This window comes from Rhizobium sp. BK602 (assembly GCF_014195095.1).
Taxonomy (GTDB): domain Bacteria; phylum Pseudomonadota; class Alphaproteobacteria; order Rhizobiales; family Rhizobiaceae; genus Rhizobium.
Map to the genome: position 1 here is coordinate 282,264 of NZ_JACIBC010000002.1, position 12,477 is coordinate 294,740.

Consider the following 12,477-nt stretch of genomic DNA (forward strand, 5'->3'; position numbering starts at 1 on the left):
CGGTGATTTAGGATTGGCTGCCAAACGAGTCAAGAACAGCGCGATGAAATTTTTCGGACAGCGCTTCGTTGACTTGCCGTGGGTTTTGCCGGAAAATTCTGAATATGGGGTTTGCGAATACCCCACGAGGCGTCATGCCGGAGTTTCGCGTCCATCTTTTTTGAAAGGGACGTAACATGACTTCGTTCAACGCCATCACCCCCGAAAAGCTTCTTCGTCTGCTGGGTACGCCGAAAGCGCCCGCGATCCTCGATGTTCGCGACGCCGATGATTTTGCCGCCGATCCCTATCTGCTGCCGGCCTCCCGACGCCGGGATCACGGGACCGTCCAGGCCTGGGCCGCCGAATTTCGCGACCGGAATGTCGTCTGTCTCTGTCAGCATGGCGGCAAGCTCAGCGAAGGCGTTGCCGCATGGCTGCGGCTGGCCGGCGCTACTGCGGAAATCCTCGATGGTGGCCTCGACGCCTGGCGGACAGCCGGATTGCCGCTGATCCCGGTTTCGATCCTCCCCGGGGCGGACGCGTCGGGTCCGAGTGTGTGGGTGACCCGCGCCCGGCCGAAGATCGATCGCATCGCATGCCCCTGGCTGATCCGTCGTTTCGTCGATCCCAGCGCATCGTTTCTCTTCGTGACGCCGCAGGAAGTCGACGGCGTTGCCGAGCGTTTCGGCGCGACGCCCTTCGACGTGGAGGGGGTATTCTGGAGCCATCGCGAGGAGGAATGCACTTTCGATACGATGGTCAAGGAATTCCGGCTTGACCTGCCGGCGCTTCATCATCTTTCCCGTATTGTGAGGGGCGCCGACACCAACCGGCTCGACCTCGAACCGCAGGCGGCCGGCCTGCTTGCCATTTCGCTCGGACTGTCGCGCATGTATGCTGACGATCTCGAACAGTTGGAAGCGGGCATGCTGTGTTATGACGCGCTCTATCGCTGGGCGCGCGACGCGACGCAGGAAAAGCATGACTGGGTATCGCATGGGGCACGGAAATCGTGAGCGAAACCGTTTTGGCTGACGATCTCGCCCCAGAGCCTTCCTTCGCGGAGGCGACCCGTGTCTGGACGCGCATCGGCCTGTTGAGCTTCGGCGGTCCGGCCGGGCAGATCGCCTTGATGCACCGTATCCTGGTCGACGAGAAGCGCTGGATCGACGAGGAGCGCTTCCTGCATGCGCTGAGCTACTGCATGCTGCTGCCAGGCCCGGAGGCGCAGCAGCTTGCCACCTATATCGGCTGGCTCCTGCATGGCGTGCGCGGCGGCCTGGTCGCCGGCCTGCTGTTCATCCTGCCGGGCTTTGCCGTCATCCTGGCCCTGTCTTCCTTCTACGCGCTGTTTCACGATACCAGCCTGTTGGCGACCGTCTTCTTCGGCATCAAGGCCGGCGTGCTGGCGATCGTGCTGCAGGCTCTGATCCGGCTCAGCGGCCGGGCGCTGAAGACGCGGTTTCATGTCGCCGTCGCGGTGGCGAGCTTCCTCCTGCTCTTCGTCTTCGATCTGCCGTTTCCGCTGGTCGTGCTTCTGGCGGGGCTTACGGGGTACGGCCGTGTGCTGCATCGTGCCTATCGCGACGACGGCTGGCGGCCGCGCCTGCCGCGGTTGGCGCTGTCCGGCTTTGGCATGGGTGGCCTGCGCGGCGTCCGTGCCCGGATGACCTTTCTCACCCTCTTGTGCTGGCTGGCGATCTGGCAGGCGCCGCTCCTGCTGGTGCACGGGCTGGATGGCCCGAAGGATATCATCGCCGAAACGCTGAGCGGCCAGGCGAATGTCTTCGGCGCGATCTTCTCCTTCTTCTCGCGCATGGCGGTCGTCACCTTCGGCGGCGCCTACGCCGTGCTTGCCTATGTCGCGCAGACGGCGGTGCAGCATTATGCCTGGCTGCGGCCGGGCGAGATGCTGGATGGGCTCGCGCTGGCGGAGACGACGCCGGGGCCGCTGGTGCTGGTCCTCTGTTTCGTCGGCTTCATGGCCGGCTTCCGCAACCCCTTCGGCTTCGATCCGCTGACGGCGGGCTTCCTCGGCGCAAGCCTTGCGGCATGGGCGACCTTCGCGCCGAGCTTCCTCTTCATCTTTGCCGGCGCACCCTATATCGAGCGCCTGCGCGGTCATGCCGGCCTGTCGGCGGCTCTGGCCGCCATCACGGCGGCGATCGTCGGGGTCATGGCCAATCTGTCGCTCTGGTTCGGCCTGCATGTGCTCTTTGTCGATGTCAGCCGGCTGGTGCTCCTCGGCCATCGTGTCCGCACCGCGGGTGGCGACTATGCCGATGTGCCGGTCGCCGGCATCGCCTGGCCGGTCTGGGCGACGATCGACGTTTCGGCGCTCCTGCTTTTCATCCTCGCCTGCGTGCTGGTCTTTCGCCGCAAGGCCGGGGTGGCGACCGTGCTCGGCGTGTCCGCCCTTGCCGGCTGCCTGCTCCGCCTTGGCGGCTGACGCGCATGCGGTCTATGTGCGGCGCAAAAACCTGGCGCTCCGCTCTTGTAATTTGCCGGCCGGTTTGCGATGTCAGCCCCGATTTCTTTGAATGCGAGGATGGCATGGGCAAGCGTATCGAAAGCTTTCGCGAGATCGGCGGACATTATGATGTCGCGCTCTGCGATGTCTGGGGTGTGCTGCACAACGGCGTCTCCGCCTATCCGGACGCGCCGGCCGCGCTCGAGGCGGCACGCGGCGAAGGCCTGACCGTCGTCCTCATCACCAATTCCCCCCGCGTGGCACCCAAGGTGGTCGAGCAGTTGCGCCAGATCGGCATTCCCGACAGCGCCTATGACCGCATCGTCACCTCCGGTGACGTCACCCGCCGTCTGATCGCCGAGGGACCGAAGAAGGTCTTCCTGCTTGGACCCGAGCGCGATACGGGCATTCTCGAGGGGCTGGACGTGGTTCGCGTCGAGGCGGAGGAGGCCGAGGCCATCGTCTGCACCGGCTTCTTCGACGACGAGACCGAAACGCCGGATGATTACACCGACATGCTGACGGCATGGGCGGCCCGCAAGGTGCCGCTGATCTGCGCCAATCCCGATCTGGTCGTCGAGCGCGGCCACCGCATGATCCCCTGCGCCGGCGCCATGGCCGCCTATTACGACCGCCTCGGCGGCGAGACGCGGATCGCCGGCAAGCCGCATCGGCCGATCTACGATGCCTCGATCGCCGCCGCCCGCGAGGTGCGCGGCGAATTCCCGCTGTCGCGGGTCGTCGCCATCGGCGACGGCATGCCGACCGACGTGCGCGGTGCGCTCGATTACGGTCTCGATCTTCTTTATATCAGCCATGGCATCCATGCCCGCGAATATGTCGTCGATGGCCACACCGACGAAGCTGCGCTCGGCGCCTTCCTGGCGCGTGAGCAGGCATCGCCGAAGTGGTGGATGCCGCGCCTTGTCTGACCGGAGTGGTAGCCGATGACCGTTTTCCACCGCAACGAGACCCGCGAGCCGCTGCCGGACAATCTGAAGGGCGGCGTCATCGCCATCGGCAATTTCGACGGCGTGCATCGTGGCCATCAGTCGGTGCTCGACCGCGCGCTGGAGATCGCCAGGGAGCGCGGCGTGCCGGCGCTGGTGCTCACCTTCGAGCCGCATCCGCGCACCGTCTTCCGCCCCGACCAGCCGGTTTTCCGCCTGACGCCGGCGCCGCTCAAGGCGCGCATCCTCGAAGCGGTGGGTTTCAACGCCGTCATCGAATATCCCTTCGACCGGGCCTTTTCGCAGCGCTCCGCCGATGAGTTCGTCCATTCGATCCTGATCGACTGGCTGCATGCCTCCGAGGTCGTCACCGGCTTCGATTTCCATTTCGGCCATGACCGCCAGGGCGGCCCGGCCTTCCTGATGAATGCCGGCAGCAAATATGGCTTCGGCGTGACGCTGATCGATGCCTATCGCGATGAGAATACCGATGTGGTCTCGTCAAGCCGCATCCGGACGCTGCTGACCGAGGGCAACGTCGCCGAGGCCGCCGGCCTGCTCGGCTACCGCTATACGGTCGAGGCGGAGGTGATCGGCGGCGAGCAGCTTGGCCGCACGCTCGGTTTCCCCACGGCCAACATGCGCCTGCCGCCGGAAGTGGAGCTGAGAGCCGGCATCTATGCCGTGCGCTTCCGCGCCGCCGATGGCATCATTCGCGATGCAGTGGCCAGCTACGGCCGCCGCCCGACCGTGACCGACCACGGCGCGCCGCTGCTCGAAACCTTCGTTTTCGACTTCAGCGGCGATCTCTACGGCCAGATCTGTTCCGTCTCCTTCTTCGGCTATCTCCGTCCCGAGCTGAAGTTCGACGGGCTCGATCCGCTGGTGGCCCAGATCCGCAAGGATGAGGAAGAGGCAAGGGCGCTGCTGGCCGGCGTACGTCCGCTCGGGGTGATCGATCAATTCATCGCTTTCTCTTAAGCGCGGAGGCTGATCCGGATGGAAGAGCCGTGCCAATGCCGGCCGGATCGCCTCCCGTTGGCCGCGCATGAAAAGGCCCAAGGCGTTTCTATCGCATTCGGCAACGGATTCCTCTTCCTTTCGGCGGAAAAAACGCCTATGAACCGCCCATTATGACCCAATTTCGGCTGAGCCCATCGATACGAATTATTGGCCCGGCCTTCCGCGCGCTCTGAAGCTGCCGGAAGGTCCGGGTTCTTGGCGCCCGTTCCCGAGGCGCTTCCGCCGCCGAAAAATCCCCCTATGGCTGCGCCCCGTTTGGCGCGAGATGCCCGAGCACCCGAGGCAATTGTCAGGACCATGACCGATACCGCTGAAAAACTCGACTATTCGAAAACCCTTTACCTGCCCGAGACCGATTTCCCGATGCGCGCCGGCCTGCCGCAGAAGGAGCCGGAGCTGGTCAAGCGCTGGCAGGAAATGGATCTCTACAAGATGCTGCGCGCTTCCGCCGCCGGCCGCGGGAAATTCGTGCTGCATGACGGCCCGCCCTATGCCAACGGCAACATCCATATCGGCCACGCGCTGAACAAGATCCTCAAGGACGTCATCACCCGCTCGTTCCAGATGCGCGGCTATGACAGCAACTACGTTCCGGGCTGGGATTGCCACGGCCTGCCGATCGAATGGAAGATCGAGGAAAAATACCGCGAGAAGGGCAAGAACAAGGACGAGGTTCCGGTCAACGAGTTCCGCCAGGAATGCCGTGACTTCGCCGCCGGCTGGATCAAGGTCCAGTCCGATGAGTTCAAGCGCCTCGGCATCGTCGGCGATTTTGACAATCCCTATCTGACGATGAACTTCCATGCCGAATCCCGCATCGCCGGCGAACTCTTGAAGATCGCCAAGACGGGCCAGCTTTATCGCGGCTCCAAGCCGGTCATGTGGTCGGTGGTCGAGCGCACGGCGCTGGCGGAAGCCGAAGTCGAATATGCCGATGTCGAGAGCGACATGATCTGGGTGAAGTTCCCGGTCGTGGAAGGTCCGACGGCGCTTGCCGGCGCCTTCGTCGTCATCTGGACGACGACCCCCTGGACGATCCCCGGCAACCGGGCGATCGCCTATTCGTCGCGCGTGTCCTATGGTCTCTACGAGGTGACGGAAGCCGCCAACGACTTCGGCCCGCGTCCGGGCGAAAAGCTGATCTTCGCCGACAAGCTCGCCGAGGAATCCTTCGCCAAGGCCAAGCTGCAATACAAGCGCCTGGGTGACGTGACCGCCGCCGATTTCAACGCGCTCGTCTGCGCCCATCCGCTGGCCTCGCTCGGCTACACCTTCAAGGTTCCCCTGCTCGACGGCGACCACGTCACCGACGATGCCGGCACCGGCTTCGTGCACACCGCGCCCAGCCACGGCCGCGAGGACTTCGACGCCTGGATGTCGCATTCCCGCGCCATCGAAGCCCGTGGGATCTCGTCGCGCATCCCGTTCCCGGTCGACGACGCCGGCTTCTACACCGCCGATGCCCCCGGCTTCGACGGCGGCCGCGTCATGGACGACAACGGCAAGAAGGGCAATGCCAACGATCTCGTCATCAAGGCGCTGATCGAGACCAACACGCTCTTCGCGCGCGGACGACTGAAGCACTCCTATCCGCATTCCTGGCGTTCGAAGAAGCCGGTGATCTTCCGCAACACGCCGCAATGGTTCGTCTATATGGACAAGGACCTTGCCGACGGCACGACGTTGCGCTCTCGCGCCCTTAAGGCGATCGACGACACCCGCTTCGTGCCCGCCAGTGGCCAGAACCGCCTGCGCGCCATGATCGAGCAGCGTCCGGACTGGGTTCTCTCGCGCCAGCGCGCCTGGGGCGTACCGATCGCGATCTTCGTCGACGACGACGGCGAGATCCTACAGGACGACGGCGTCAATGCCCGCATCCTCGAGGCCTTTGATGCCGAAGGGGCCGATGCCTGGTTCGCCGAAGGCGCGCGCGAGCGCTTTCTCGGCGAAAAGGCCAACGAGCCCTGGACGCAGGTCATGGACATCCTCGACGTCTGGTTCGATTCAGGCTCGACCCATACCTTCACGCTGGAGGACCGCCCCGACCTGAAATGGCCGGCCGATCTCTACCTCGAAGGCTCCGACCAGCATCGCGGCTGGTTCCATTCGTCGCTGCTCGAAAGTGCCGCGACGCGCGGCCGCGCGCCTTACGATGCCGTCCTCACCCATGGCTTCACCATGGACGAGAAGGGCGAGAAGATGTCGAAGTCCAAGGGCAACGTCACCTCGCCCCAGGAAGTGATGAAGGACGCCGGCGCCGATATCCTTCGCCTCTGGGTCATGACCTCGGACTATGCGGAAGACCTGCGCGTCGGCAAGGCGATCATCCAGACCAATGTCGACGCCTATCGCAAGCTGCGCAACACCATCCGTTGGATGCTCGGCACGCTGGCCCATGACAAGGGCGAAGTGATCGCCTATGCCGACATGCCGGAGCTGGAACAGCTGATGCTGCATCGTCTGGCCGAGCTCGATGTGCTGGTGCGCGAAGGCTACGACGCCTTCGACTTCAAGCGCATCACCCGCGCCCTGATCGATTTTGCCAATGTCGAGCTTTCGGCCTTCTATTTCGATGTCCGCAAGGACGCGCTTTATTGCGATGCGCCCTCGAGCCTGCGCCGCCGCGCCGCGCTGGCCGTCATCCGCACGATCTTCGACTGCATGGTGACCTGGCTGGCGCCGATGCTGCCGTTCACGATGGAAGAGGCGTGGCTGTCGCGCAATCCGTCCGCGGTTTCCGTGCATCTCGAACAGTTCGTCGCCGTTCCCGCGGAATGGAAGAACGAAGCGCTGGCCGATAAGTGGAAGAAGATCCGCGCGGTGCGCAGCGTCGTCACCGGCGCTTTGGAAATCGAGCGCAAGGACAAGCGCATCGGCTCCTCGCTCGAAGCCGCACCGGTCGTCCATATCGCCGATCCGGAGCTGCTGAAGGCGGTAGAGGGGCAGGATCTCGCGGAGATCTGCATCACCTCGGCGATCACCGTTACCGGCGGCGAGGGTCCGGCGGATGCCTTCCGCCTGGACGGCGACGCCAAGGTCAGCGTCGTGCCGACCCTTGCCGAGGGCCGCAAATGCGCGCGTTCCTGGCGTATCACCACCGATGTCGGTTCCGATCCGGACTATCCCGACGTCTCGGCGCGTGATGCGGCAGCCCTGCGCGAGCTCGCGGCTGTTCACTGAGAAAATTGCCGGGTGAATTGCCTTTGCGGCGTTCATCCGGTAAAAGCTGCCTGAAAATGGCCTGATTTTTACGGCAGTTGCCGAGAAATGGGGTTCTGCAATAATTGCACCGGCATGGCTGGGAAGGGTTTTCATGAGAGCGATGCATAGAGTTCGTGTCGGCGTCAGCTTGGCGGCACTCGTGATTGGCTGCGGCCTGATGTCGGGTTGCCTGAGCAGCCCGCGTTACGGCACGGACAAGACCGCCGGCCAGCAGCTCTTCGACGATCTCGGTGATATCGCTTCCGTCTCGGCCGCCACGCCGAAGGACAAGGGCGTTACCTACCCGAACCGCCCCGGCCTGGTACTGCCCGCTGAAAACCAGAGGGAAAACTTGACCTCGCCGCAGCAATCGCTGGCAAGCAAGGACAATCCGGCCTGGCTGGAATCGCCGGAAGACGCGCGCAAGCGCCTCGCCGCCGAGGCTGAGGAAAACAAGAGCAACACCAATTACCGCTCGCCGCTGGCTCAGGCCGACAGCAGCCGCAACCGCAAGACGGAAGCCGAGCAGACGGCCGCCTATCGCGCCGCGCGCCAGGATCAGGACGGCACCTACGACCAGCGCCGTTATCTGATCGATCCGCCGCAGCAATATCGCCAGGTTTCCGATCCGGCAGCGTTGAGCGATGTCGGCACGCCCGAGAGCAAGAAGGAAAAGCAGCGCAAGAAGGATGCCGAGGCCGCGCAGCAGTCCAACAGCAGCAGCTGGTGGAAGCCGTTCCAATAAGCTTTCAAAAGAAGCGGCGGCCAAAACCGTCGCTTTTTAGTTTTCCACGCGCTTGAGCTGGAAGAATTCCCTGAGAATATCCGCCGCATCCCGTTCGGCCATGCCGGAATAGACCTCCGGCGCGTGATGGCAGGTCGGCTGGCGATAGAAGCGGACGCCGTTGTCCACGCCGCCGCCCTTCGGATCTTCGGCGCCGTAATAGAGGCGACGGATGCGGGCGAAGGAGATGGCCGCCGCGCACATGGTGCAGGGCTCCAGCGTCACATAGAGATCGGCGCCGGTCAGGCGTTCCTGGCCGAGCGCTTCGCAGGCCATGCGGATCGCGGCGATTTCGGCATGGGCGGTGACGTCGTTGAGTTCGCGGGTGCGGTTGCCGGCCTTGGCAATGACGGCGTCTCCGAGCACGAGAACGGCACCGATCGGCACTTCACCGCGTGCGCCGGCGCTTCGCGCTTCGGCGAGCGCCAGCTCCATGAAGTGATTTGTCTTCGCCATTTTGGATTTTCCACTTAACCGCAGGGGCGCGACCTGATAGGAACACGCCTTAAAAATTCAGGCAAACAACAAATGACAATGAATGACAAGCCCAAGCGGCCTGGGTCCAAACCCTTTACCCGCGACACCAAGACGAAGCCGGCGGCGAAACGCGACGATACCAAGCCGAAGAAGGCAGCACCCGCCAGGGTCGCCGCCGAGACGGATGGCGCGGATGGAAAGGCCGAGCGCATTTCCAAGGTGATGGCGCGCGCCGGCGTGGCCTCGCGTCGCGACATCGAGCGCATGATCCTGGACGGCCGCGTCAAGCTGAACGGCGTTCTCTTGGACACGCCGGTCGTCAACGTGACGCTCGCCGACAAGATCGAGGTGGACGGCGTGCCGATCCGCGGCATAGAGCGCACGCGCCTCTGGCTCTATCACAAGCCGGCCGGCCTGGTGACCACCAATGCCGATCCGGAGGGACGTCCGACTGTTTTCGACAATCTGCCGGAAGAGCTGCCGCGCGTCATGTCGATCGGCCGTCTGGACATCAACACCGAAGGTCTGCTGCTGCTGACCAATGACGGCGGCCTTGCCCGCGTGCTGGAACTGCCGACCACCGGCTGGCTGCGCCGCTACCGCGTGCGCGCCCATGGCGAGATCGATCAGGACGCGCTCGACAAGTTGAAGGAAGGCATTGCCGTCGACGGCGTGCTTTATGGCTCGATCGACGCAACGCTCGACCGTACGCAAGGGTCCAACGTCTGGATCACCATGGGTCTGCGCGAAGGCAAGAACCGCGAAATCAAGAACGTGCTCGGCGCGCTCGGTCTCGAGGTCAACCGTCTGATCCGCATTTCCTACGGGCCGTTCCAGCTCGGCGAGTTGCCGGAAGGCCGGGTGCTGGAAGTGCGCGGCCGCACACTGCGCGATCAGCTCGGGCCACGTCTGGTGGAAGACGCCAAGGCGAATTTCGACGCACCGCTCTACAATGCCTCGGCCGGCGCCGCCGAAGATGAAGCCGATGCCAAGCCGGCACGCGGCGCGAAAGAGGAACGTCCGCGGCGCGAGCGTCCCGAAGACAAGCGCGAGCGCGCCTTGAGCCGTCTCGACACCAAGCGCGACGATCGTCGTGACGAGGGACGTCGCGAAGGCGGCCGCAAGGAAGACGACCGTTCGAAGCGTCAGCCGCTCGGCGCGCGCCGCAACGTCAATGTCTGGATGGCGCCCGGCGCCCGTCCGCTCGGCGAAAAGGCCGCCGCCAAGGCCGCCAAGAATGCAAAGACCGCCTTCAAGCGCGGCGAGCCCGAGCGCCCGCAGCGCAGCGGCTTCGACCGTCCGGACGAGGGGCCGCGCGTTCGTGTCAACCGCGTCGACGAGGCGGATGGCGAATGGATTCGCTCCAGCGAGGAAGCGCCGCGCCGGTCCCGTGGCGATGACGAAGGCTTCGACCGCAAGCGCGGCCGCGGCGATCGTCCGCAGGGTGACCGTCCTTTCGGCGACAAGCCCCGTGGCGATCGGGCGTTCAGCGATCGTCCCCGTGGTGAGCGTGGCTCGCGGCCGGAAGGCGGCGACCGTCCTCGTTCGAAATCCTTCCAGGGCGAAGCCCGTTCCGAACGGCCTCGCGGCGAGCGCTCTTTCGGGGATCGTCCCTCTCGCGGCGAACGTTCTTTCGGCGACAAGCCGCGTGGCGATCGTCCCTATGGCGACAAGCCCCGCGGTGACCGCCGGCCGCGCGCCGAAGGTGATGAGCGTCCGCGCGCAAGATCCTTCGACGGCGAGCAGCGTTCCGAGCGTCCCCGCGGCGATCGCCCGTTTGGAGATCGTCCGCCGCGTGGCGACCGTCCGTTCGGTGATCGTCCGTCCCGTGGTGACCGCCCGCAAGGCGACCGGCCAGCCGGCAAACCGTTCGGCAAGAAGCCGGGCGGCGGCAAGTCCTTTGGTGGCGGCAAGCCGTCCGGAAAGCCCGGCGGTGCCCGCGGCTTCTCCGGCAAGCCCGGTGGTCGTCCGTCAGGCGGCCAAGGTCGTGGCGGTCCGAGCCGTGGCGGCTCGGGCAAGGGCGGCCCCAAGGGCGGAAGGGGTTGACGCGCGGTGCGGATCGTCGGCGGTGAGTTTCGCGGTCGCTCGCTTGCAACCCCGAAGTCGAACGATATTCGTCCGACGGCGGATCGCACGCGCGAGAGCCTGTTCAACATTCTGAACCACGCCTATCCCGAGGCGCTCGACGGCACGCGGATGATGGATATCTTCGCCGGCACGGGTGCGGTCGGCCTGGAAGCCGCCTCGCGCGGCTGCCGTCACGTCCTCTTCGTCGAAAGCAGCGTCGAGGGCCGGGGCCTGCTCTGGGAAAACATCGATGCGCTCGGCCTGCATGGCCGCACGCGCATGCTGCGGCGCGATGCGACCGATCTCGGCGGCGTCGGCAATCTCGAACCCTTCGATTTTCTCTTCGCCGACCCGCCCTATGGCAAGGGTCTCGGCGAGAAGGCCTTTGCGGCCGCTGCAGCCGGCGGCTGGCTGGTGCCCGGTGCGCTCGCGATCCTCGAGGAGCGCGCCGACGTTATCGTCAGCGTCGCGCCGGACTTCCTCTTCCTCGAAGAGCGGACGTTCGGCGACAGCAAGATGCATTTCTTCCGTTATCAGCCCCTGCAGGCCTAGTTGCGGAGGGAGAGGATCATGGGCGATTATGCTGATTTCGTCGGGAGCGACTATCCGCTCGCGTCGTCGAGCACGCCGAGTGTCGCGGTCGCCTTCGGTTGCGGCGGTGCGCGGGGACTTGCCCATATCCATATCATCGAGGCGCTGGACGAGCTCGGAATCCGCCCGGTCGCCATCGCCGGCGCCTCCATCGGCTCGATCATGGGCGCGGCCATGGCCGCCGGCATGAGCGGCGCCGAGATTCGCGACTATACGCTTGCCTCGGTCGGCAACCGCCCGGCGGTGCTCAACAAGCTCTGGAGCCTGCGACCGGCCAACATGCGCAGCTTCAGGATCGGCCAGTTCAATCTCGAGCGCATCCTGCGTGCCTTCATGCCGTCAGCCTTTCCGGAGGATTTCTCCGAGCTGCGCATCCCGTTGAAGGTGGTGACGACGGATTATTACGACCAGACCGAGGTGGTGACCGAAAAGGGCGAACTCTTCCCGGTGCTGGCCGCCTCCGCCGCCATTCCCGCCGTCTTCATGCCGGTCAAGGTCGGCGAGCGGGTGATGATCGACGGCGGCATCATGAACCCGGTCCCCTACGAGCATCTGGCCGGTCTTGCCGATATCATCATCGGCATCGACGTGGTCGGCGGGCCGGAGGGCGACGGCAGCCAAATTCCGAACCGTATCGAAAGCCTGTTCGGCGCGGGACAATTGACCATGCAGTCCAATATCGCGCTGAAGCTCAGGCTGCTTGCGCCGCAGATCTTCCTGCGCCCCTCCGTCGGCCGCACCGGCGTCCTCGATTTCCTGAAGGCGCGCGACATCCTCGCCATGTCGGCCGGCGTCAAGGACGAGTTGAAGTTCGCCATCGACCGGGTGATCACCGCGAAGAATTAGAGCATGTCGCGCAAAAGTGTGCAGCGGTTTTGCGACCGCGACATGCGCAACATCAAAGACCTAAAGCGCGGGAAGCGGATCTGAAA

The 12,477-nt window shown here is 64.8% G+C and carries 10 protein-coding genes; 9 read left to right on the plus strand and 1 reads right to left on the minus strand.

Annotated elements, in window-relative coordinates; genetic code table 11:
* Positions 1-176 precede the first annotated feature (176 nt).
* The 6 genes from FHX11_RS06785 (at position 177) to FHX11_RS06810 (ending at position 8,371) form a co-directional block, all read left to right on the plus strand.
* Positions 177-998 carry a sulfurtransferase/chromate resistance protein gene (locus tag FHX11_RS06785; protein WP_184356353.1) on the plus strand — a complete coding sequence of 274 codons (822 nt, stop codon included), beginning with the start codon at positions 177-179 and terminating at the stop codon, positions 996-998.
* Complete coding sequence (gene chrA, locus FHX11_RS06790; protein ID WP_184356355.1) at positions 995-2,431, plus strand: chromate efflux transporter; 1,437 nt, start codon at positions 995-997, stop codon at positions 2,429-2,431. The genes FHX11_RS06785 and chrA overlap by 4 nt, the downstream gene beginning before the upstream one ends.
* Positions 2,432-2,535: 104 nt before the next feature.
* Complete coding sequence (locus FHX11_RS06795; protein ID WP_184356357.1) at positions 2,536-3,384, plus strand: TIGR01459 family HAD-type hydrolase; 849 nt, start codon at positions 2,536-2,538, stop codon at positions 3,382-3,384.
* A gap of 15 nt (positions 3,385-3,399) precedes the next feature.
* The gene (locus FHX11_RS06800; RefSeq protein WP_184356359.1) at positions 3,400-4,383 is read left to right on the plus strand and encodes a bifunctional riboflavin kinase/FAD synthetase; all 984 of its coding nucleotides are present in this window, start codon (positions 3,400-3,402) and stop codon (positions 4,381-4,383) included.
* A 339-nt stretch (positions 4,384-4,722) separates the two neighbouring features.
* Positions 4,723-7,605 (plus strand): isoleucine--tRNA ligase, encoded by a 2,883-nt coding sequence (gene ileS / locus FHX11_RS06805; RefSeq protein ID WP_184356361.1) that lies wholly within the window; start codon positions 4,723-4,725, stop codon positions 7,603-7,605.
* A gap of 133 nt (positions 7,606-7,738) precedes the next feature.
* Positions 7,739-8,371 (plus strand): hypothetical protein, encoded by a 633-nt coding sequence (locus FHX11_RS06810; protein ID WP_184356363.1) that lies wholly within the window; start codon positions 7,739-7,741, stop codon positions 8,369-8,371.
* Positions 8,372-8,407: 36 nt separating this feature from the next.
* Here FHX11_RS06810 and FHX11_RS06815 read toward each other — a convergent pair whose 3' ends face one another.
* Positions 8,408-8,866: a nucleoside deaminase gene (locus FHX11_RS06815; protein WP_184356365.1), complete on the minus strand. Its 459-nt coding sequence runs from the start codon at positions 8,864-8,866 to the stop codon at positions 8,408-8,410.
* A gap of 72 nt (positions 8,867-8,938) precedes the next feature.
* On the opposite strand from FHX11_RS06815, the gene FHX11_RS06820 reads away from it, so the two are divergent.
* Genes FHX11_RS06820 through FHX11_RS06830 form a run of 3 tightly spaced genes read left to right on the plus strand, consistent with a single transcriptional unit; the run spans position 8,939 to position 12,391 of the window.
* Positions 8,939-10,933, plus strand: coding sequence for a pseudouridine synthase (locus FHX11_RS06820; RefSeq protein ID WP_184356367.1), 1,995 nt, complete (start codon positions 8,939-8,941; stop codon positions 10,931-10,933).
* 6 nt (positions 10,934-10,939) lie between these two features.
* Positions 10,940-11,506: a 16S rRNA (guanine(966)-N(2))-methyltransferase RsmD gene (gene rsmD, locus FHX11_RS06825; RefSeq protein WP_184356369.1), complete on the plus strand. Its 567-nt coding sequence runs from the start codon at positions 10,940-10,942 to the stop codon at positions 11,504-11,506.
* A gap of 18 nt (positions 11,507-11,524) precedes the next feature.
* Positions 11,525-12,391, plus strand: a complete 867-nt coding sequence (locus FHX11_RS06830) for a patatin-like phospholipase family protein (RefSeq protein WP_184356371.1) — start codon at positions 11,525-11,527, stop codon at positions 12,389-12,391.
* Positions 12,392-12,477: the final 86 nt, after the last annotated feature.

Coding starts and splice junctions, on each gene's coding strand:
- FHX11_RS06785 (WP_184356353.1), top strand. CDS start 177: ATGACTTCGTTCAACGCCATCACCCCCGAAAAGCTTCTTCGTCTGCTG.
- FHX11_RS06795 (WP_184356357.1), top strand. CDS start 2,536: ATGGGCAAGCGTATCGAAAGCTTTCGCGAGATCGGCGGACATTATGAT.
- FHX11_RS06800 (WP_184356359.1), top strand. CDS start 3,400: ATGACCGTTTTCCACCGCAACGAGACCCGCGAGCCGCTGCCGGACAAT.
- ileS (WP_184356361.1), top strand. CDS start 4,723: ATGACCGATACCGCTGAAAAACTCGACTATTCGAAAACCCTTTACCTG.
- FHX11_RS06810 (WP_184356363.1), top strand. CDS start 7,739: ATGAGAGCGATGCATAGAGTTCGTGTCGGCGTCAGCTTGGCGGCACTC.
- FHX11_RS06815 (WP_184356365.1), bottom strand. CDS start 8,866: ATGGCGAAGACAAATCACTTCATGGAGCTGGCGCTCGCCGAAGCGCGA.
- FHX11_RS06820 (WP_184356367.1), top strand. CDS start 8,939: ATGACAATGAATGACAAGCCCAAGCGGCCTGGGTCCAAACCCTTTACC.
- FHX11_RS06830 (WP_184356371.1), top strand. CDS start 11,525: ATGGGCGATTATGCTGATTTCGTCGGGAGCGACTATCCGCTCGCGTCG.